We start from the raw sequence: 22,012 nt of genomic DNA, 5'->3' as shown, positions 1-22,012 counted from the left end.
CTTTTAGTCCTCTACTGTCCAACTGAGCTCACTATCTTAATTTGTCTCTCATCCGGTACTTCCTGATACGACATCACTCTGAGTCCCGGGATGGTGTGTTTTACAAATCGTGACAGCACACTTCTTAACATACCTGAGGTTAATAAGATGGACGGCTCGCCGAGCATTTCTTGCGTTTGATGGGCTTCTCTTAATGAACCTTGAAGCCGCTCTGCAAGGCCTGGCTCTATGCCTGCCCCCTCATCACCTGCGTTCTGAAGTGATTTATGCAACATCTGTTCCAACTCGGGCGCCAATGTTATGACAGGGATTTCTTCGGCCCCACCAACGGCATCCTGAACGATGAGTCGGCGCAGTGAAATACGTACCGCAGCCGTTAATACATCCGGGTCCTGACTACGTGGTCCATACTCCACCAGGGTTTGTACAATCGAGCGCATATCACGAATTGCCACGCCCTCGTTAAGCAGGTTTTGCAACACTTTTACTATGGTTGTCAGAGGCAAGATATCTGGCACTAAGCCTTCAACCAGACGAGGATGACTCTTGGCCAGCATATCCAGCAGGTTTTGTACTTCTTCATGACCGAGCAACAATGAAGCGTTGTTAGTCAATAACTGACTGATGTGTGTTGCAACCACAGTGGACGCATCAACAACCGTGTAACCTAGTGAGTGTGCCTCGTCCTTTTGATCGGGTTTGATCCACACCGCTTCTAAACCAAATGCCGGATCTTTGGTCGCCACACCATTAATTGGTCCGAACACCTGGCCTGGGTTAATTGCCAGTTCATCGCCGTGCTTCAGCTCACCATCGCCGGAGCCAACGCCCATTAGCGTAATACGATAAGCATTCGGGTCCAGTTCCAGATTGTCGCGTATATGAACAGGTGGCACCAGGAAGCCCAGCTCCTGAGATAGCTTTTTACGCACCCCTTTAATGCGATTTAACAGTTCCCCCCCTTGCGACTGATCAACCAGCGGAATAAGGCGATAACCCACTTCCAGACCAATTACGTCGACTGGTTGTACATCGTCCCAGCCCAGCTCTTTTTGTTCCTGCTGCTGAGAAGCAACGGCACCGCCTTTCGATTCCTCTGCTTTTTGTTCTTCGGCTTTGATCTTTTGCTGGTGTGAATAATAAGCCAGGAAACCAAGGAGTCCGCCCAACCCCAGGAATGCGACATGTGGCATACCTGGTACCAGACCCATCACAATCAAGATGCCAGCAGCAATAGACAAAGATTTTTCATTACCGAGCTGTGCCTTGAACTGATCGCCCATATTATGCGATTCATTCTGACGGGTAACGACAATAGCGGTACCAATTGACAGTAATAGTGACGGAAGCTGTGCGACCAGACCATCACCTATGGTCAGCAAAGTGTACACTTCCATGGCATTTCCAAAGCTTAATCCGTGTTGCACCATACCAACGAACAAGCCGCCAATAATGTTGATCACCAGGATCACAATCCCCGCGATGGCATCGCCTTTAACAAATTTACTGGCACCGTCCATAGAGCCATAGAAATCGGCTTCACGAGTTACTTCTTCACGACGGGCTCTGGCGTCTTCTGCTGAAATAAACCCGGCATTTAAGTCGGCGTCAATGGCCATCTGCTTACCTGGCATGGCATCCAAAGTGAAACGAGCCGATACTTCTGAAATACGGCCGGCACCTTTGGTGATAACCACAAAGTTGATAATGATAAGGATAAGGAACACCACCAGGCCAACCGCGTAGTTGCCGCCTATCACCACGGAGCCGAAGGCCTCAATCACTTTACCGGCTGCGTCACCACCGTTATGACCTTCTAACAAAACAACCCGGGTACTGGCCACATTCAATGCCAGTCGCAAAATGGTGGCTATCAGCAGCACAGCTGGAAACATACCGAATTCAAGCGGTTTCATGGTGTAAACCGTCACCAGCAAGACCACCAGTGCCAGTGCGATATTGAATGAAAATAAAATGTCGAGCAAAAATGGAGGCATAGGGAGAATAACCATTCCCAGTGCCGCCAGTACCAGCACAGGAGTTCCTATGCCCTTTGCATACTCTTTTTTATCTCGATTGATTTGCTGTAAAACCGCTTTAAAATCCATAACTTACGAACCACAAATTATTGACGCAGTTACAATAAAGCAAGTTTGATACCAATAAAGCAGGCTCTCTTAATGTTTTAGTTCGTCTGGTATCGGCAGATCTTTTTTAAGCGCGACGGGTCGTTTACCTCGTCCTTTGTTGAACTTTTTAAGCTGAAAAACGTAAGCCAGCACCTGCGCAACCGCAGTAAACAGCTGTTGGGGGATTTGGTCGCCCACCTCAGTGGTATGATACAAAGATCGAGTTAACACAGGTGACTCAACAATCGGAACTTCGTTCCCTTTGGCAATTTTACGGATCTGCATCGCCATCTCATCGACGCCCTTGGCGATAACCATAGGTGCGCCCGCTTTATCTGTGTCATATTTGAGTGCCACAGAGTAATGCGTTGGGTTGGTGACCACCACATCAGCATCCGGCACTTGCTGCATCATGCGTCGCTGCGACATTTCACGCTGCGTACGGCGAATACGCGCCTTGATTTGCGGATCACCTTCCGAGTTTTTGTATTCGTCCTTTACTTCCTGCAGCGTCATTTTTAGCTGTTTGTGGTGGTTGTGACTCTGATAAGGCGCATCAATGGCAGAAATAATGATCATGGTGCAACTGAGTGCTAAGAACATCCAGGCCAGGATCTCCAGTGCATGCAAAATACTGCTTGGGATCTGTTCAATACTGAGATGCAGGATTTCGTAAAAGAACATATTGATCAGGATGATTGCAAACCCGGATACCAGGACAAACTTAAGAATAGATTTTAGTAATTCAACAGCTGCCTGTGCACCGAACATGCGCTTAAAGCCTTTCATGGGCGACATTTTACTCGCCTTGGGTGCAGCCGCCTCCCAACTAAAATTAAAGCCACCAAGCAAGGTATTACCAATGATCCCGGCCACACAAATGATACATACGAACATAGACAGTGGGAAAATCAGCTCGGAGAACACCTCTCCCCAGACAGAGAACATTTTGGTTGTATCATAGGTCTCATTTCTGTTTAGCGTAAACATACGCCCCATGATGTTATACAACCCTTTTGCTATGTCAGGACCAAAAAGTAACAGCGCAACTGCGGAAAATAACAACACGAATGTGGTGCCCAGTTCTTTAGAACGGGCGACCTGGCCTTTTTTCCTGGACTCACGGATTTTTTTATCCGTGGGTTCTTCGGTACGTTCCTGACCTGAATCTTCTGCCATCTAGTCACTCTCCGGTTAGATCTAAACGGTACAACCGATCAGGTTACACATTAACTCAGTCATTTTTAACCACTGAAACTCGTACTGAATGATAAAGTTACCCATCGTTGCCCAGATGATAGTCAGCCCGGCGACCAGGGTAAATGCAAACCCCACCGAGAATATATTCATCTGTGGCGCCGCGCGCGTCATAATGCCGAAAGACAAGTTAATCACCAGCATGGCCGTCAGTGGGGCAAGTGACAACGCCAGCGCCGTCGCAAACATCCATGAACCCCAGTTTGCTATCAACCAGTAGTTATCCGTTACCCACCAACTACCGTCTATCGGCCAGGTCTGGAAACTGTAAATCACCATGTTGATCATCATCAGGTGCCCATTAAACACAAAAAAGAGTAAGGTGGCGAGGATCAGATAAAACTGGCCCACAGCTGGTACGCTCAAGCCATTAGCAGGGTCCACGACGGACGCAAAACCTAAGCCGGTTTGCATCGCCAGGATCTGACCTGCCACAATAAACGTATTAAGTAACAGCACAGATGCAAAGCCGATGGCCACGCCAATGATCAGTTCGTGGAGCACCACCAGAACCATGGCAAACGAAAACAGGTTGGTAAATTGTGTCTGAGGGATGGCTGGTGCGACCGCAACCGTAACCACAACAGACAATGCCAGCTTCACGCGTGAAGGAACGCTTTGCGCCCCAAGACCTGCCATGATCATAATCATTGAGCTGATCCGCACAAAAGGTAACGTGTAATCACTCAACCATTGCATTAGTAACGGCAGCGGGTATTCCATAATATTTAACCTGCAATTTCAGGTATTTGCATAACCAATTGAAGGAAAAAGTCCATTAATACCTGAGTCATCCAGTGTCCCCCGGCAATCAGAGCCAAAATAGTGATGATCAACCTTGGCAGGAAACTTAAGGTTTGTTCGTTAATTGACGTTGCCGCCTGAAAGACCGCAACGACCAATCCGACTAAAAGCCCGGGAAGTACAATGGCCGCGACCAGTTTTATGACGATAAACAAAGAGTCACTGAGTACGTCGACAAAAACTTCTGGTTCCATCTCAGACTCCTAAGCCAAAACTTCGCGCCAGCGTGCCCATAATAAGAGACCAGCCATCCACCAGCACAAACAGCATAATCTTGAAGGGTAAAGCCACTATCATGGGCGAGAGCATCATCATACCCATGGCCATCAGAACACTGGCAACAACGAGATCAACTATCAAAAAGGGAATAAAGAACATGAAGCCGATGATGAAAGCGGTCTGCAATTCACTGGTGACAAAAGCCGGGATAATCACCACAAACGGAGTATCTTCAGGGCTATCCAGCTTGTCATAGCCTGCTATTTTGGCGAAAGTTTCCAGATCTTTTATGCGTGTTTGCGAAAGCATAAACGCCTTAACCGGCTCTTTGGCTTCTTGCAGGGCCTGTATCGACGTTAATTCTTCATTCAAATAGGGCTGAACGGCCCGGTCATTAATCTGATTGAAGATGGGCGCCATAATAAAAAAGGTCAGAAACAAAGACATGCCGACCAATACCTGATTAGACGGCGATTGCTGTAAGCCAATAGCCTGACGCAATATTGCCAGTACCACAATGATACGCGTAAAGGAGGTCATCATAATCACCGCAGCAGGAATAAAGCTCAGTGACGTCATGATGGCCAGCACTTGCAGGGTTACTGAGTATTCCTGAGAGCCATCTGGGTTGGTTGTTATACTCAATGCCTCAATACCATCAGCCAGCGCAGCTGGAGCAAACAGTAACACAGTGATGAGGAGTAAAAGTCGGATCATAGGTTCATTTCTTATTGTTATTTGCGCCAGACATTAAACGGCTGAGCTCTTTAGCAAATGGGGCCGTAGGTGTCGCTTCCAGTGGCGACTCTAACTGATATAAATAATTGATACTGTGTGGGGTCACGCCGAGCAAATGCTGTTTGTCATCAATTTCAATGACCAGTAACCGCTCTTTGCTGCCCAGTGGTAAGCTGCGGATCACCTTGAAATCCTGACTGTTGCCCAGGTTAGGATTAAAGCGTTTTACCAGCAAGGCCAAAAATATAATCGCCAACACCACCAACGCCAACGACAGGCCAACAGACAATAGCTCACTGCTGAGCCCGCTTGGTGGCTGCGCCGCAGCCACACTGGAGAACATCAAAGCACTCATCACCAGACGATTAACGCAATTTCTTGATGCGTTCAACCTGGCTGATCACGTCAGTCAGGCGAATACCAAACTTGTCGTTTACCACAACCACTTCGCCATGGGCTATCAGCGTGCCATTGACCAGCACATCCAAAGGCTCACCAGCAACCCGGTCTAATTCGACAACAGATCCCTGATTCAGCTGAAGTAAGTTACGTATATTGATCTTAGAGCGCCCCACCTCCATCGAAATGGTGACCGGGATGTCTAAAATTGTATCGAGTTTGCGCTTTTCATCGGCACTCAAAGAAGCACTACTGTCTTGTAACTCTTCCAGTTCCGCAACTTCGGCTTCAGCACCGTCCTGGTCGGCTTCCTCGGCTTCTGCGAGTGCAGCCGCCCATTCGTCCATTGTATCTTGATCATCGCTCATGCACTGACTACCTTAATTAACTTCTTCATCACCAATCTAAATCCACACCTTCAGACAGATGCAGATCTTCTTCTAACTCTGCCAGCTCGGCATCCGAGTCCAGCTTCTTGCCACCCTTTGTAAAGACGTGAAGCTCAGACTTCACCGATTCAGGGCGTTTAATTTTTTCGCTGATCTGCAATGCCACATTATCACGAGAGCGCCCCATTTTAGCCCGGAAAGTAGGCAGCTCCTCTACAAACACTGTGATATGCTCAGGCATTTCAACAGGGATAATATCACCCGCTTTCAACTGCATGATCTGCTCCAGGGACAAGTCGACCTCAAGCAGCTGAGTAGACAACTCAACCTCAACATCCATAATTTCATCACGTAATGCCTTACTCCAACGCAGATCGGTGTCTTCAGTGTCTGACTGAACACCGGCGTCGAGCAGTTCACGAATGGGTTCAAGCATCGAATAAGGCAAGGAGATATGGAAGTCCCCGCCTCCGCCGTCCAGCTCAATGTGGAATGAACTGATCACCACCACTTCTGTTGGCGACACGATGTTGGCCATCGCCGGGTTAACTTCCGAGTCCAGATATTCAAACGACACATCCATGACCGGCGCCCAGGCTTCTTTATAATCTTCAAAGATGATTTTAAGCAGCATCTGAACGATCCGCCGCTCCGTTGGCGTAAACTCTCGCCCTTCAATTTTTGCGTGATAGCGGCCATCACCACCAAAGAAGTTATCTACCAGAATAAACACCAGGCGGGCTTCCATGGTGATCAGTCCAGTCCCCTTGAGTGGGCGAAAACGCACCATATTCAAACTGGTTGGTACGAACAAAGTATGAATGTACTCACCAAATTTGAGCATTTGTACGCCATTGATTGACACTTCAGCGGTACGACGCATCATGTTGAACAGACTGATCCGCATATGCCGGGCAAATCGTTCATTAACGATTTCCAGCGTTGGCATGCGACCACGGACGATACGGTCCTGTGACGAAAAGTCGTATTGCAGGGCGTTACTGGTCCCGCCATCGTCACTATCCGAGACCTCTTCTTCTTCGACTTCATCGACGCCATGCAATAAGGCATCGATTTCGTCTTGTGATAATAAGTCGCTCACTGACTCTTCCTACTGCATTACAAAACCGGTAAATAATACGCGTTCAACCACCTTGCTGCCTTCAACGCTTTCCATTGCGGCTTGTACTTTATCTAGCGCACTCAAACGTAAAGTCTCTTTACCCGCGCTGGTACTCAGTTCATCAGCGGTTGTGGTGGAAAACACACTTAGCAGGGTGCCCTCAATCAGAGGAATATGCTTTTTGGCTACCTCCTCGTTGACGTCCCCGCGTACCAACAGCTGAACTTTAATTTGCACTATGCGGTCGCGGCTTGCGCCCGGCACGTTAAACACAAAAGGACGAGGCATAGCAACGTACAATGCACTGCCAGCTTGAGCGGCATTTTGCTGCGAAGCCTGCACTTGCTGTTCGGTCGTTTCTTCTGCCAGCGATTCGGGCGCTTCGTCTGACCCTGCAAATAAAAAGTAGCCTGCAACTGCGGCTAAAACAATAACCACAGCAGCAATAATAATGATCAACTTTTTCTTCGAGCCACCGGTTTCTTCTATTTCTAAATCGCTTTCTTCTGCCATATTCGCGCTTCTTTAAGTCACACTAACCTTAATCATAGCAGCTGTTACGCATAGTAATCTATTGCTGAATCACTTTGCCGTCTGCTAGTCGTTGATTGTTGGTCGTTATTTTGCGCTTCACTGCCATTATTAGCAAGTGTTCCATGACCTTGGGATGCTTCCTGCTGGTGCTGATCTCCACCCTGATCCTGCTGAATGTTACTTTCACCCAACTGGATCCCCTGCTCGGCCAGCATCTCTCTGAGCTTCGGCATGGATTGTTCTAGCTGCTCCTTGGCCTGCTGATTTTGCACAATGAAGTTGACCTGTGCCTGTTCGCCCTCAGAACGGATACGGATCTGCATGCTGCCCAGCTCAGGCGGGTCTAAACGGATCTCGGCTTCCTTGTTATTGATATTGAGCATCATATTGACACGCTCTTGCAAGGCTTTAACAGCATCATTTCTGGCAATATTAATGGCCTGGGTGATAGCAGGATCGGTTTGCATGGCTTTTTGGTTCACCGCACTTTGCTGGTTAACCTGCTGACTTTGCCGAACCTGCTCTACCTGCGCCAACACTTCATTAAACTCATGCTTCATGCCATCCTCTGCGCGCTCGCCACGAATGGCCTTAAAGATATTTTCTATGGGTGCTGGCATCGCGCTACGCTGCTGCGAATTTTGCTGCTCAGACTGTCCTCCCCCTTTTTTGAGCTGCGCTAACTCTGGGTGTTCACCATCGAGCGGGTCGCTAGCAACCACTTGCTGCTGAGCGTCTTTTTGCTGCGATTTTTGTTCTGCATTACCCACAGCTGACTGACTTACCACAGCGCTCTGTTTGTTGACTTTATCTGGTGCAAGCGGATCGGTTACTTTTGTAGCTTTACTGTCTTTTTCGGATGTCACAAGCTGCTCTGCTTTATTGTTTTGCACTTCCTTATCCGTTTCAGCTGGCTGCCTGGCCACCGTCGCTGTCATTTCCTGTGCTTTGCTTGCCCCCGTCAATTGGGGTTTAACACCTAACTCTTGTAACAGTTGCTCGGCTTTAGCGCGATGCTCAGGCTCGCTCAGCTCACCACTGTCCAGCTGTGACTGAAGATTAGTCGCCAGTGTCTGCTTTTGCTGCGGCGTTAGTGCTTCAACCATCCCTTTCAGATCGCGTGTACCGGGTGTACTGCCGAGCTGTGCTGGTTGAGGTGTTTTGGCTGTCTTGTCTGCACTTGCCCCTTGAGCTTCATTGCTCACCATGCTCTGTGCTCCATCGCCCTGTGGCATTGTGATCACCGGGCCGATTTGGTCAGCAGGGCGCTGAGTAATTTTACCAGTCAAAGGTTGTGCCTCGCCCGCGTACTTATGTGCTGCACTGTGTGTTGACACTTGCTCATGCAACACCGCCGCTTTATCTTCTGCCGGGTTGGCCGTTACTGACGAAGCCTCTGAGGTCACAGGTTTACCCGCTGATAGTGCCTGCTCAGCTTGCAATGGCTTAGTCTGTGCTGCGTTCTTCTGCTCATCGGTCGACGTCAAACTTACCGCGTTTTTAGTGCCCTCTGTGCTACCTGACTTTAATGCTTCTGTAAGCCCGTCAGCCTTTGCTTCTCCTTTCACAGGCTGATTATCCGTTTGTACAGGCAAAGCAGCATCGCTTGGTTGCGTAATCACCGGTCCCGCTCGCTCAACCCGTTTGGCAATCACCAGTTCCTCAGACCCCTCAACCAGCGCTTTACCTTCCATAGATTTTGTACCCGCTTGGGTAGTTGCGCTTGTCAGTGGCGCTTTTGCATCAGCAAGTTCAGGGTCCTGGGCTTCATCACCTTGTCCTGCAGGTGCAGGTACGACTGGACCGATATTATCAACAGGCTGCTTACCTTCAGGTGGCATTACCAGGGCTTCTTTGCCCAAATAGTCTTTCAATGCCTTAGGCACAGGTGCCAGGTTGTGTGCAACTTCAGTGCTTTGTGCATTGGATGAGGTGATCTGAGCAAGCAGATCGTCGGCATCGCTGTTTGTGCCAGCAGCTGCGCCCGATTGGCCCACTGTCTGACCAGGCAGCTCAGAATCATCGAGTTTTAATGGTTCGTCCGGCGCAGCTTTTTTGTTTGCCGGTAACTCGCTGTTATCCAGGCCCAGACGGCGGTCAAGCCCCCCCGGTAAAGGAATATATTCCTGCGTCTCATCGGTGTCTGAGTGTGAAGCCTCATCGCTACTATCTTGCTCTGCCTGAGCCAACATAGCGAGAAAGCCCGAGTCCTCGGACTGTTCCGTTTGATCCTTTCCCTTCGCCGAAACTCCGTTATTGATTGCTACTTCTAGCGAAACATTGACCATACTGTCACCTTCATATGCGGCAAGTTAGCGCCGCTAACCGGATTAAATTGATTTACGAGGTTGATGCTGCAAAAAACAGGCCATTTATTGTGCTTGTTTGCGCCGCATAAAGATATTGGTGGCAAACTCGTCCAGCATCTTCTGCTCGGCTTTGGCCAGCTTTTGCTGTTGCTCTAGCGCTTTTTTCTCTATCAGCTTGGCAATTGCTTTGGCCTTAACTTGTTGCTCCAGCCATAACTTGCGACGCTGGTCGACCACGCGCTTAGCCGTTGCCACTGTGCTCGCCTGCTGCGCGATAGCCTGTTCAATTTTGTTAATAAAGGCGTGGTACTGGCCAAACCCGGCGCTCGATAAACCTTGCTGAGCTTTTTGATGTAGCTGCTGACTATATTCAAGGCGAAAATCATTCAAGCCATTGAGTTTTTGTTGGTTGGCATGAAAGTTCTGCTCTGCCTGAATAAAGTTAAGGCGCAGTTTTTCTTCTTTGTCGCTTTCGAGTTTGTAAAGCAAATCGAGTTTGTTATTTGCCATTAGCCTTGTCCCAGAAGTTGTGCCAGACCTTGCAGACATTCGTCATAATGCAGCACGTCTTTCATTCCCTGCTGCAAGAAGGCATTAATATTCGGCATCATGTTGATGGCCTGATCCAGCATAGGATCGCTGCCCTGTTGATAAGCGCCTAAAGTGATCATGTCTTTATTTTGCTGGTACATAGAATAAACCTGTTTAAGCACCCGAGCCTGTTGCATATGGCTCTCAGACACCACCTGCGGCATCACCCGCGAAATCGATTTTTCAATGTCAATAGCCGGATAGTGACCACTGTCCGCCAAGTCCCGTGACAACACGATGTGTCCATCAAGAATAGCCCGGGCAGAGTCGGCAATGGGATCCTGCATGTCATCCCCCTCACTCAGTACCGTGAAGAAGGCCGTGATTGAGCCCTGCCCCTCACCACCGTTACCAGCACGCTCTACCAGCGCAGGCAACTTAGCAAATACAGAAGGCGGATACCCTTTGGTCGCCGGAGGCTCACCCACTGCCAGGGCAATTTCACGCTGAGCCATGGCGTAGCGAGTCACCGAATCGAGCAGCAACAGGACGTTCAGCCCCTGATCGCGAAAATATTCCGCAATGGTTACTGCACTTTCACAGCCCTTGAGCCGCATCAGCGGCGATGCATCAGCCGGTGCGGCAACCACCACAGAGCGTCGTCGCCCTTCTACACCCAGGATCTCATCTATGAATTCTTTTACTTCCCGGCCCCGCTCACCGACCAGGCCGACCACAATGACATCTGCTTCACTGCCGCGCGTCATCATGCCAAGCAACACAGATTTACCCACACCACTACCTGCAAACAGGCCCATCCGCTGCCCCTGACCGACCGTGACTATGGAATTAATGGCGCGTACACCCACATCCATCGGCTCTTTGATTGGGCGTCTGGCCAGCGGGTTTATGGCCGCCTGAGCAAATTTGAGATGGGTTTCTGCTTCAATCGGTCCGAGACCATCCAGTGGGCGCCCAAGTCCGTCGACTACTCGACCTAACAGGCTCATTCCCACAGGCAAGCCAGCCTCTTTGATCTGTGGGATCACACGGGCACCCGGCAGGACACCGGAAATATGATCATTGGGCATCAGATAGAGGGTATCCTGGTTAAATCCGATGACTTCGGCATCGACAAACCCCCGGATGGTTTCGATCTTACACTGACTGCCAACCGGGGCATTGAGGCCCCTCGCTTCAAGCGTGAGACCAACTACGCGAGTCAGGCTGCCCGCAACAGCGACGCCATAGGGCTGAATATGTTTTTGAAATTTTTGCAGGCGGTCAGCCAGGGGCTGTTGTGTCGAACTGGATACGGTCATTTGCTATCGGCGAAAAAATTCAGATAACTCACACATGCAAAAATCTAACCAACATTTAGTTTAGTGCGATGCTCAGTTTGCTACACCGCACTATGATGTGGCTCAGGTGTCTACGCCGCTACCCTGTAAAAAGCTACCAAGCACTTCACTGATGCGGTTTTTAAGGCTTAAGTCAATGGACGACTCCGGCGTTCTGATCTGGCAGCCACCGCGTTCCAGGGTCGGCTCAGGCACCAGTTGCCAGTGCTGCTCAGCAATGGTTTCTTCGCCATACGCTTCTTTGACCAGCGCCAGATCATCGGGATGCAAATTGATCCGCATCTGCGTATCGTGCAAAGGTAAAGCGTCAATCCCTTTCTTCAGCGCCTGTAAAATCAGCTCCGGGCGCGTCTTAACCTGTTCAAAAATCACTTGCTCTGCCAATAAATTGACGAGCTGTAATAACTGTTTTTCAGCGGCTTCATCTATCTGACGCAGGGGGTTTTGGGTGGCATCCAGTAACGCAGACAATGACTGCAATCGCTCTTCAATCAGCGGTTTTGCTTCTTCTATGCCCTGCTCTTTACCAAGCGTGACACCTTCTTTGTAGCCAGCTTCTTTGCCTTCACTAACGCCTTTGTCAAACCCCTCAATATAGCCCTGTTCATGACCCTGCTTGAGGCCTTCTTCATAAGCGTCCTGTCTGATCTGCTCGAGCTCTTCTAGCGTCAGTGTTGGCACCGCTTCTTCCTCTGGCTCAGGCTCGGCGTGTTTGACTTTTTGCTGGTAAATCTCCTCAAGAGGCGTCCCCATTGCCGTTGAACGCCCGGAGTACTTGCTCAGGTCCTGTTCTACATCCGGGATTGGCCAGTTCTCTAACAGTTCATCCAACGCGTCGGAGCTGACTGGTTTACCCCGATATAACTTTTTCTCAGCCATGGCTTACAGGAACTCCTCACCACCACCACCACCGAGCATAATTTCACCCGAGTCGGCAAGACGTCTGGCTGTAGCCAGGATCTCTTTCTGCGCGGCTTCAACTTCACTGATCCTCACTGGCGGCATGGCTTCCAGATCATCGGCCATCATTTCTGCGGCACGCTTGGACATGTTCTTCATGATCTTCTCTTTCAGTGAATCATCAGCACCTTTGATGGCCTTCATCAGCACATCCTGCTGTACTTCACGCAGAATCGCCTGAATCCCTCTATCTTCAACATCCATAAGATTTTCAAAGACAAACATCAGGTCCTGAATTTGCTGTGACATTTCTTCGTCATGTTCACGGATAGAGTCCATCAACTGGCCTTCGATGTTGGTATCCAGGTAGTTCATAATGTCCGCAGCGGCTTTCAGGCCGCCCATTTTCGCAGCTTGCGCACCTGCTTGACCGGCAAACTGTTTCTCCATGATTTCATTCAGCTCTTGCAGTGCCGCAGGCTGTACTTCTTCGAGGTTGGCGATACGCATTGTCAGGTCGAGACGAACCTTCTCCGGGAACTGAGCGAGTATTTCGGCGGACTGCTCTGGCTCCAGATAGGACAATACAATTGTCTGGATCTGCGGGTGCTCGTTACGGATGATGTTAGCCACCTGTTTGGAGTCCATCCATTTCAATGAGTCCAGACCTTTAGCACCTGAGCCCATCACAATCTGGTCGATCAGGCTGGCTGCTTTATCTTCACCCAGTGCCGCCGTCAGTGCCTTCTTAATGAAGTCCTCTGACTGGAAGCCGATGGTACTGAAGCTTTGGATCTGCTCGATAAACAGGTTGTGCACCGCACTGATTTTGGCCTGCGATAAGTCATCGAGTGCCGCCATCGCCATACCCACTTTTTGCACCTGCTTGGGTTCCAGATGCTTCAGGATCTGGGCAGCGTCTTCTTCCGTCAGGCTCAGTAGCAGGATGGCGGCCTTATCGACCCCATCCAGTTTGTCTACATCAAATGCCGGCGGCAGTTGTTTTTGTTCTTCATCACTCATCTTCAGTTAACCATGCTTTAACTACTTGAGAAGACAGCTCTGGCTCATTGGCAACCAGTGCACGAACCGCTTTAAGCAAGTCTTCGTCACCATGTAAGTCTGGCAATTGTAATGTACCATCGGAAGAGAAGCCAACTGCTGATTCATCAAAGTCATTGTTTAGCATATCTAAAGTGCTGTCGCCAAGGTCTACCCCTGAGGTTAGTGCATCTTCATCATATTCTTCAAGCGTATCTTCTGGGTAAATCAGACGTTTCAGCATAGGTCTGACAACAGCTAATATCAGCACTATGATAACCAGGGCGCCCATCACCAGACGGATGGTTTTCATAAACCATTCCTGCTCCCACAGCGGCAGGTCGCCTTCTGTCAGGATGTCTTCGCGAACAAATGGTACTGTCACCACTTCCAGCGCGTCACCACGTTGCATGTCGAAGCCTACACCACCTTGCAGCAAGCGACGAATATTGTTCAGCTCTTCCTGAGAGCGTGGTGTCATCACCATATTGCCCTCGGCATCTGGTTTGTTCATATAGTCCACCGCGACCGAGACACTGATGCGACGGATCACACCGGTTTGCTGACGCTTATGTGAAATGGTGGTATCCAGCTCATAGTTACGTGTTGCTTCTTTGTGGATACGCGAAGGCGTGGTGCCCGTACCGTTACCCTGCCCGGCCACCTCAGGGATGTTGGAGTCCACCGGCGGCTGGTTTGTTAGCGCACCCGGGATCCCCACAGCCAGACCACCGACATTATTCTCTTCAAAGGTGGTTTCACTGCGTACCGCAGGTAAGTCCGGATTAAAGCGTTTCTGGGTTTCTTCTACCGCGCTGAAATCCATGGTCAGGTCAACCTGCGCAGTATACTTACCCAGTCCTACCACGGGGATCATAATGCTGTCGATTTTTTCCAGGTATTCCTGCTCGCGCTTACGCTCAATTTCATATTCTTTGCGAGAGCGTGCGGCCAGCGAATCCTGAGAACCGGAATTTAGCAAGCGGCCATTCTGATCCGTTACCGTGACGCGTGCCGGCGTCAGCCCCTGCACGGCAGAAGCAACGATATCAACGATGGAATCCACTTCTTCACTGTCCAGTGTGCGACCGCGTTTTAAAGTAACCACCACTGTTGCCGAAGGCTGCTTTTCACGGCGTGCAAAGACGTTTTCTTTGGGAATAGCCAGTAATACCTTAGCACGGTTAATGTCTTGCAGTTCTTCAATGGTACGGGCCAGCTGTTGTTCACGGCTATGCTTGAGACGCTCACGCTCCAGTCGCTGACTCACGCCAAAGCCCATATCCTGCATGAGAATATCGGTACCACTGCTGGGCGCCTGACTGAACCCATCACGGGCCATTCTCAGCTTGATATCCTGATAGTCGGACTCTGCCACCATGATGGTATTACCATCCAGCTCGTATTCGATTTTCTGGGCATCGAGAAAGTCCAACGTCTGAACCAGCTCTTCAGTCGGGTACTGGCCTAGCGGGCGCATATCGGGCTGACGGGCCCAGATAATGATAAAGATCGCAATTGCCAGACAAATGGCCAGTGCGATAACCAAAGTAACCTGGCGGAGCATATCAACACCGCTCAAAGCACTAAAGTAGCCAGATTTTTGCTCTTGTTGCGTATCTGCATCGCCACCTGCACCAGGAACGGTTTGTCCATCAGCAAGTGCCAGATCGGTTGATTGATTGTTAGCCACGATTACTCTCCACTAAGCTCTGTTTATACCGGCATGCTCATGATGTCTTTGTAAGCTTCTACCAGCTTATTTCTGACATTCATGGTCGCATCAAAAGCAACTGACGCTTTGTTTCTGGCAATCATCGCCTCTGCCAGAGACACACTGCGATCGCCCATTTCAACGGCCGTAACCTTTTCTTTGGCATCGCGCTGTAATCCAGCAACCGTGTTCAGTGCATCGCTGAGTAAATCGCCAAACTGGGCACTAGATGTTGCAGCTGTTACCTGAACGGGTAGCTTATTCGGGTCCTGAGGTTTGACGCGAGTAGCTTCTGAGGCCATGGCCTGCATTTCCTGGTAAAGTCCGGTAGATTGAATTTTCATGGTCTGGCTCACTTTGTGAGTTATACATAACCTGAATTAAGCACAAAACATGCCAAAATAAAATCAATGAAATTCAATAACTTAAAGCAGTTTTCGGCGGGTCGGATTTTTGACAGTGATAAATTGCATCACAGAAATCAAAGAGATCCGGGCAATGATTGCCCGGATGGAATGGTTTGCAACTCACGCTGGCACGGGTAGCCCCAAATCGCGCATTCTGGCCAGCTTATATCTGAGTGTTCTTGGACTGATCCCAAGCAATTCAGCCACATCCTTGCGCTTACCATTGCAACGGCTCAGCGTATCGAGGATGATCTGATGCTCTTTGTCCTGCAACTCTTCTTTATAGTTCAAACCTTCAGCATCCTCAGCTGTATTGATATCAGCCTGACTAACGGATTCGGCTTCAGGCGCAGAGAACACCATCGTTTGCTCCGTGGGCTGCTGCACTTTGGCGCTTACAACGGGCGCAAAATTCTCTATAAAAATATCATCAGCAGTAATGCATGTTCCCTGCTGCAGGATCAGCGCTCGCTGAACCACGTTGTCTAATTCTCTGACATTACCAGGCCAGGCATGGCTAAGTAGCTTGTCTTTGGCACACTGCGAGAGCGTAGGTGTCAATTTTCCGGCTTTGTCACAGTGGCGCTGCAACAGGTGCTCAGCCAGTGGTACCACATCGCCACTGCGCTCTGCCAGTGGCAGCCAGGTCAAAGGAAACACATTGAGCCGGTAATACAGGTCTTCCCGGAATACGCCATCTTTTACCGCCTCTTTGAGGTCGCGGTTACTGGTTGCCAGCACTCTAACATCCAGCTCAATGGTTTTACGACCGCCAAGGCGCTCTACCTCTCTTTCTTGCAGTACCCGCAGTAGTTTAGCTTGTAGGCCCAGGTCCATCTCAGTGATTTCATCCAATAAAATGGTGCCTTTTTGCGCTTGCTCAAACTTACCCGGACACGCGGCAATCGCGCCCGTAAAAGCGCCCTTTTCGTAGCCAAATAACGTGGCTTCGAGCATGTTCTCGGGGATCGCCGCACAGTTAATGGCCACAAATGGCTGTTCCGCGCGCTCTGAACGATCGTGAATGTAGCGAGCCAGTACCTCTTTGCCTGAACCACTGGGGCCCAACACCATGACACTGGCGTCAGAGCGAGCCACTTTTTTGGCCAGTTCAAGCAACTCAAGACTTTTGCTGTCGGCCACAACCGGGCCATCGGTGTCTTTCTCTTTCTCGGGCATGTAACGGCTGACCATGTTAAGCAGAACTTCAGGCGCAAAGGGTTTCGCCATATAGTCAATAGCCCCGAGTCGCATTGCTTCGACTGCGTCATCTATGGTGGCATAGGCGGTCATCATCAGCACAGGCAGCTCGGGATAATTCAGCTTCACCGTTCTGAGCAAGTCCAGGCCACTCATGGCCCCCATTTGTACATCACTGACCAGCAGTGAAAATACCTGTTCTTTTAGCAATATGACTGCCTGCTCAGCGCTATCTGCCTCGACGCACTCAAACCCCGACATTTCAAGGGTGTCAATCAGTGCTTCGCGCAACCCGGCATCGTCTTCTACAACCAGAATCTTGTTGCTCATACGGCCTCCTGTAATGTTGAATGTTCGCTGGAAATGGGCAGTAACATGCTAAAACATGCGCCTCCGCTTTCATTGTTGTTCACGTCTACCCGACCTTTGTGAGCATGGGCGACGGAATTTACCACGGCTAAGCCCAGGCCTGTGCCCTGAGATTTAGTCGTATAAAAGGGTTCAAATAATTTGCTTGCCTGACTCAGGTCAATACCCGGGCCGTTGTCAGACACGCTGATACGAACGGTATCTGTGCCAGACTCGCGTTTGGCACAGATCTCTATTTTGGCGCCCGCGCCAATATGCTGCACACTGTTGTGGATCAGGTTCTGAATGGCACTGGCCAGTGCCGTTTTGTTGCCCAGAATTTCGATGTCCGGCTCAGGCAAGACCACGGTTAATTCTGCCTTGTGCAGTGAAACCATCGCATCTGCGCCGGCTTTGACCTCGCTTAAAAGCTGTTGCATTGAAACACGCTCAATCACCTGTTGCTCGCCACTTTTGGCAAACAACAACATGTCGTTGACCTGGTTTTCTAGATCTTTAAGGCGCGACATCAGCTTAGTGTGAAATTTATTTCGCGACTGCGCGGGAAGCTTGCTGCTGCCCAAATTTGCGCCATACAGCATGGCCGCAGACAAAGGCGTGCGCACCTGGTGTGCCAATGAGGCGACCATTTTACCCAGCGCGCTGAGGCGCTGCATATGGGCAACACGAGCTTGCAGGCGTCTTGTTTCCGTTAAGTCGGTCATCAGGATCAGCTGCCCGGGCTCTGGGGTCAGAGCGGTGATATCGAGTTTGATCAGGCGTCCGTCTTTGAGAGACACTTCATGGCCATCATCCTGTTGAGGACAGAATGAACGCTGAATAATGCTGAACCATTTCTCTCCTTCCAGAGGCTCGCCCAGCATGTCTATCGCTATCTGATTGGCCTTGGCTATCATGCCCTGACCATCCAGTACCACCACACCAGCTGGCATGGTATCGACCAGGTGACTCAACCAGCTGGCCTGCTGACGCAGATCGCTCAGTTCGCCCATATACGCCTCTTGTAACAAGCAAGGGTTATACTGAGTGGTTGGCACAAATTGTGGATTGATCACTTTTGCTAACGCCATGATGTTGCTCTCGTAAACTTAGATACTGTGATAAAGCAATTGATATGCCAACTTTAATTTCCAATAAATTCAATAGATTATAATATGTTGTTACCCTTCAAAAGTTTGACACTGTTTATTTGTACAGCCATTCATTATGCGCTACACTGAAGCCAACCTAACATCAACATTAAGGACAATATCATGACCACACGCTGTCACTGGGTCGATTTGAGCAAGCCTGATTATGTCGCCTATCACGATGAGGAATGGGGAAAACCCGTACTGGAAGACACTAAGTTATTCGAATTTATTACACTGGAATCGGCACAGGCAGGTCTGAGCTGGTACACCATTTTGAAAAAGCGCGACAACTACCGGGCGGCGTTTCATCAATTTGACCCACACAAGGTCGCAGCGATGACAGAAGAGGATGTCATTAAATTGATGGATAACGCGGGGATCATCCGTAACAAACTAAAAATTCAGGCCACAATCAATAACGCCAAGCGGTTTATTGAGATACAACAAGAATTTGGTAGTTTTGCTTACTACCAGTGGCAGTTTGTTAACTTTGAACCAATCGTGAGCACTATCCATAGCCCGCAGGATTATCAGGCCACCACAGAGATCAGCACCCAGTTCGCAAAAGACCTGAAAAAACGAGGTTTTAAATTCCTCGGACCCACCACAGTCTATGCCCACATGCAGGCCTGTGGCATGGTCAATGATCATCACGACGACTGCTTTTGTAAAGCGCCGATTTTAGAGATGTATCAGCAATTAGATATTAAAGCACAGTTGAGTAATCAGAAATATGGTACATAGAGGCTGCTTTCTCAAAACCATAAAAAACGGCGCTATCAAAGCGCCGCTCTTCTAATTTCCTGGCACCATGGCTAGTCGCGGTTTAGGTTGTATTTTTTCATTTTTTCGACCAGCGTGGTGCGGCGTACACCCAAAATCTCTGCAGCTCTGGCAACCACATAATCGTAGCGCTCAAGTGCCTGGGTGATCAGGCTAATTTCCATGTCTGCGAGATACTCTTTTAGCTCTATCCCTTCATCTGGTAGTAGCCCAAGACCAGTCTCTGCACTGCTCTGTTCAAGTGATTCTTCTTCATCTTCAAAATCACTGAATCCATCACTGAACAGCTCGTTAAAGACATCTTTTTCGAGTAGTTCTTCCGGATATTCAGGTTCGTAAGCCTCGACATCGATATAACGATACTTACCCGGTAAGTCTGTGACATCCACCACTTTTTCCGGGAACATAATGGCCATGCGTTCTACCAGGTTTGCCAGTTCACGAATGTTACCGGGCCAGCTATGTGCCTTGAGACTGTCAATGGCACGATCGGTGAATTTGACTGAACTGCCGCCCTGCTCTGCAACACGGCGCAGTAACTCTTTGAGCAACAAAGGAATGTCATCAGCACGTTCACGCAGCGAGGGGTTCTCGATGGGAAATACATTGAGGCGGTAGAACAAATCCTCACGGAACTTACCCTCTTCGATCATGGTTTCCAAATTACGGTGTGTGGCTGCAATCACCCTGACATCTGCCTGAATGGGCTTAGTGCCGCCAACGCGCTCGTAGCTGCGCTCTTGCAAAACACGTAGCAACTTAACCTGCATCTGCAACGGCATATCGCCTATTTCGTCGAGGAATAATGTACCGCCTTGTGCCAGTTCAAAGCGCCCTTTACGCGCCGAGATTGCCCCGGTAAATGCGCCTTTCTCATGACCAAACAACTCGCTTTCCAGCAGCTCACCAGGAATAGCGCCACAGTTAACCGGTACAAACGGGCCCGAATTGCGGTTAGACAGCAAGTGTACATTGCGTGCGACCACCTCTTTACCTGTACCTGATTCACCAAGGATCAACACATTTGCGTCTGTTTTAGCCACCTGGGAGATTAAAAAGCGCACTTCCTTAACGGCTTTGGTATCACCTACCAGGCCATCAAACGATTTAGCGTCATTGAGCTGAGTCGACTTGCCCGGCAACATACGCAAATACTGCTGACAATCGTGCAGCAGCTGCATGGTCACTTCCTGACTAAACGGCTCCGTGATAAGACCAATCACATTGGCGAGGGAAAGCAGCGGCCTTAGGGTTTCCCCAATCAGCAAAAATGGCACTGCAGGCAATGATTTTATCAGCACCTCATGGTTGTGCTGTGACAGAGCACCCAGGATCACCACTGGCTCTTGTAGATTGCTGAATAGCTCGGAGGAAAACTCCGGCTCTGCAATCACCTGTGCCGGCTGCCCGACAAAGCTCAATGCCGCAGCCAGTCCGGTTGCTCTGTTATTATTGTTATCGAGGATCGTAATCATGCCCGCAAGGTCAAACTTCTTCGTCTACATCAATAGTAATGATTGTAAGTCAGTGACATGGGGATGCAATACCTAAGTGGCAAGTTTTTGACATCAACGCCAAAAAAACGCCGCAGCCTATGCGCTAAATCAATACTTAAGGATTAAAACGAAGAAAAGTGAAGCACGCGTACCTTTATCAGGAACGGAGACGCGTAGCCTCGAAAAGGCTTGTGCTTATGTCGTCTTGATCAGCGTGATGTACTTCTGTCTGAACAGGTTTTCAGCTTAACAACGTTAGCTCAGTGATGAAAATGCATTAAAAAAGCCAGTGTCAGTTCACTGGCCTTGTGTTTCGTTCTGAGAGGTGGCTTACAGCAAACCCAACACCGACGAAGCGGACTGGTTTGCCTGGCCTCGCAGTGCAATTGATGCCTGGGATAAAATATCATTGGCAGTTTGCTCTGCCACCGCACTGGCGTAGTCAGTATCCTGGATCCGACTTTGGCTTTCAGCAATATTGTCTCTTTGCGTGCCCAGACCGCGTATTGTGCTGCTTAGGGTATTCTCAAAAGCCCCCAGCTGCGTTCTTTGCGTGTTCAGCGCTTCCGATACCTGATCGGCCGCATCTATGGCAGTTTGCGCACCCGCTTGCGTTGAAATATCAACGCTCAGAATAGGATTGGCAAAGCTGCCGTCCGACGCAGTAAAGCCTTGCGTTGTATTAGCACCTGGCCCAACCTGGAAACTGGTTTGGTTGCCGTCAAACAAGGCCTGGCCACCAAAGGTGGTGTTTTCAAAAGTGTCGGTGATCTGCGACTGAAGCTGAGAGACTTCGTCCTGTAAGGCTTGTCTGTCTGAATCTGTCAGTGCGCCATTACCCGCCTGGATAGAGAGTTCACGGATCCGCGATACCGCATCGTTAACACCAGATAGCGCAGAATCGGTCGTTTGAGAGTATGAGATACCATCGTAGGCATTACGAATAGACTGGCTGTAACCTTCTTGCTGAGACGTCAGGCGATTAATTATTTGCAGCGCAGCGGCGTCATCTGCCGCCGATGTGACGCGTTTACCACTCGCAAGCTGATTGTTTAGTTTATTCGAAACTGATTCAGTTTGCGTTGTAGATGGAAAATTTGGTGCTCCGATTTTCATACTAGCATACCCCCGCTCGTATCATACCTATGTCCAGTATATGATGATACGCACAAATCT

Annotated in this window: 21 protein-coding genes; 1 reads left to right on the top strand and 20 read right to left on the bottom strand. The window is 49.5% G+C overall.

Annotation, left to right across the window (positions count from 1 at the left end; translation table 11 throughout):
• Positions 1–11: 11 nt before the first annotated feature.
• The 18 genes from flhA to C3B51_RS11980 form a co-directional block, all read right to left on the bottom strand.
• Positions 12–2,108, bottom strand: coding sequence for a flagellar biosynthesis protein FlhA (gene flhA / locus C3B51_RS12065; RefSeq protein WP_125720800.1), 2,097 nt, complete (start codon positions 2,106–2,108; stop codon positions 12–14).
• 69 nt (positions 2,109–2,177) lie between these two features.
• Positions 2,178–3,308 carry a flagellar biosynthesis protein FlhB gene (gene flhB, locus C3B51_RS12060; protein ID WP_125720798.1) on the bottom strand — a complete coding sequence of 377 codons (1,131 nt, stop codon included), beginning with the start codon at positions 3,306–3,308 and terminating at the stop codon, positions 2,178–2,180.
• A gap of 21 nt (positions 3,309–3,329) precedes the next feature.
• Positions 3,330–4,109, bottom strand: coding sequence for a flagellar biosynthetic protein FliR (gene fliR, locus C3B51_RS12055; RefSeq protein WP_125720795.1), 780 nt, complete (start codon positions 4,107–4,109; stop codon positions 3,330–3,332).
• 5 nt (positions 4,110–4,114) lie between these two features.
• Positions 4,115–4,384 (bottom strand): flagellar biosynthesis protein FliQ, encoded by a 270-nt coding sequence (gene fliQ / locus C3B51_RS12050; RefSeq protein ID WP_125720793.1) that lies wholly within the window; start codon positions 4,382–4,384, stop codon positions 4,115–4,117.
• Between the two features lies 1 nt (position 4,385).
• Positions 4,386–5,126 carry a flagellar type III secretion system pore protein FliP gene (gene fliP / locus C3B51_RS12045; protein WP_125720791.1) on the bottom strand — a complete coding sequence of 247 codons (741 nt, stop codon included), beginning with the start codon at positions 5,124–5,126 and terminating at the stop codon, positions 4,386–4,388.
• Between the two features lie 4 nt (positions 5,127–5,130).
• Entirely contained in the window at positions 5,131–5,502 is a 372-nt protein-coding gene (fliO, locus tag C3B51_RS12040; protein WP_125720789.1) for a flagellar biosynthetic protein FliO, read from the bottom strand.
• 10 nt (positions 5,503–5,512) lie between these two features.
• Positions 5,513–5,914: a flagellar motor switch protein FliN gene (fliN, locus tag C3B51_RS12035; protein ID WP_125720787.1), complete on the bottom strand. Its 402-nt coding sequence runs from the start codon at positions 5,912–5,914 to the stop codon at positions 5,513–5,515.
• Positions 5,915–5,942: 28 nt separating this feature from the next.
• Positions 5,943–7,037, bottom strand: coding sequence for a flagellar motor switch protein FliM (fliM, locus tag C3B51_RS12030; RefSeq protein ID WP_125720786.1), 1,095 nt, complete (start codon positions 7,035–7,037; stop codon positions 5,943–5,945).
• A gap of 9 nt (positions 7,038–7,046) precedes the next feature.
• A complete protein-coding gene (fliL, locus tag C3B51_RS12025; protein WP_125720784.1) occupies positions 7,047–7,571 on the bottom strand; it encodes a flagellar basal body-associated protein FliL in 525 nt (174 codons plus the stop codon).
• A gap of 44 nt (positions 7,572–7,615) precedes the next feature.
• Positions 7,616–9,880, bottom strand: a complete 2,265-nt coding sequence (locus C3B51_RS12020; RefSeq protein WP_130245190.1) for a flagellar hook-length control protein FliK — start codon at positions 9,878–9,880, stop codon at positions 7,616–7,618.
• Positions 9,881–9,964: 84 nt separating this feature from the next.
• Positions 9,965–10,411 (bottom strand): flagellar export protein FliJ, encoded by a 447-nt coding sequence (gene fliJ / locus C3B51_RS12015; protein ID WP_125720779.1) that lies wholly within the window; start codon positions 10,409–10,411, stop codon positions 9,965–9,967.
• Positions 10,411–11,754 carry a flagellar protein export ATPase FliI gene (gene fliI, locus C3B51_RS12010; protein ID WP_125720777.1) on the bottom strand — a complete coding sequence of 448 codons (1,344 nt, stop codon included), beginning with the start codon at positions 11,752–11,754 and terminating at the stop codon, positions 10,411–10,413. Before fliI ends, fliJ begins: the two co-directional genes overlap by 1 nt.
• 102 nt (positions 11,755–11,856) lie before the next feature.
• Positions 11,857–12,672: a flagellar assembly protein FliH gene (gene fliH, locus C3B51_RS12005; RefSeq protein WP_125720775.1), complete on the bottom strand. Its 816-nt coding sequence runs from the start codon at positions 12,670–12,672 to the stop codon at positions 11,857–11,859.
• A gap of 3 nt (positions 12,673–12,675) precedes the next feature.
• Complete coding sequence (gene fliG, locus C3B51_RS12000; protein ID WP_125720773.1) at positions 12,676–13,716, bottom strand: flagellar motor switch protein FliG; 1,041 nt, start codon at positions 13,714–13,716, stop codon at positions 12,676–12,678.
• Entirely contained in the window at positions 13,709–15,430 is a 1,722-nt protein-coding gene (gene fliF / locus C3B51_RS11995) for a flagellar basal-body MS-ring/collar protein FliF (protein ID WP_125720771.1), read from the bottom strand. Before fliF ends, fliG begins: the two co-directional genes overlap by 8 nt.
• 20 nt (positions 15,431–15,450) lie before the next feature.
• Positions 15,451–15,792 (bottom strand): flagellar hook-basal body complex protein FliE, encoded by a 342-nt coding sequence (gene fliE, locus C3B51_RS11990; RefSeq protein ID WP_125720769.1) that lies wholly within the window; start codon positions 15,790–15,792, stop codon positions 15,451–15,453.
• Positions 15,793–15,975: 183 nt separating this feature from the next.
• Positions 15,976–17,385 carry a sigma-54-dependent transcriptional regulator gene (locus C3B51_RS11985; protein WP_125720767.1) on the bottom strand — a complete coding sequence of 470 codons (1,410 nt, stop codon included), beginning with the start codon at positions 17,383–17,385 and terminating at the stop codon, positions 15,976–15,978.
• On the bottom strand, positions 17,382–18,494 hold the full coding sequence (locus C3B51_RS11980; protein ID WP_130245189.1) for a sensor histidine kinase: 1,113 nt from the start codon (positions 18,492–18,494) through the stop codon (positions 17,382–17,384). Before C3B51_RS11980 ends, C3B51_RS11985 begins: the two co-directional genes overlap by 4 nt.
• 183 nt (positions 18,495–18,677) lie before the next feature.
• Here C3B51_RS11980 and C3B51_RS11975 point away from each other — a divergent pair, with 183 nt between their 5' ends.
• Positions 18,678–19,301, top strand: coding sequence for a DNA-3-methyladenine glycosylase I (locus tag C3B51_RS11975; RefSeq protein ID WP_125720763.1), 624 nt, complete (start codon positions 18,678–18,680; stop codon positions 19,299–19,301).
• A 71-nt stretch (positions 19,302–19,372) separates the two neighbouring features.
• On the opposite strand, the gene C3B51_RS11970 is transcribed toward C3B51_RS11975, so the two are convergent.
• Both C3B51_RS11970 and C3B51_RS11965 read right to left on the bottom strand, forming a co-directional pair.
• The gene (locus C3B51_RS11970; protein ID WP_130245188.1) at positions 19,373–20,815 is read right to left on the bottom strand and encodes a sigma-54 dependent transcriptional regulator; all 1,443 of its coding nucleotides are present in this window, start codon (positions 20,813–20,815) and stop codon (positions 19,373–19,375) included.
• Positions 20,816–21,166: 351 nt separating this feature from the next.
• Positions 21,167–21,952 (bottom strand): flagellin, encoded by a 786-nt coding sequence (locus tag C3B51_RS11965; RefSeq protein WP_125720759.1) that lies wholly within the window; start codon positions 21,950–21,952, stop codon positions 21,167–21,169.
• Between the last annotated feature and the right edge of the window lie 60 nt (positions 21,953–22,012).

This window comes from Pseudoalteromonas rubra, from assembly GCF_004212645.1.
GTDB lineage: Bacteria > Pseudomonadota > Gammaproteobacteria > Enterobacterales > Alteromonadaceae > Pseudoalteromonas > Pseudoalteromonas rubra_G.
Note: the sequence above shows the minus strand (reverse complement) of the source record. Positions and strands in the feature narration are given on the sequence as shown.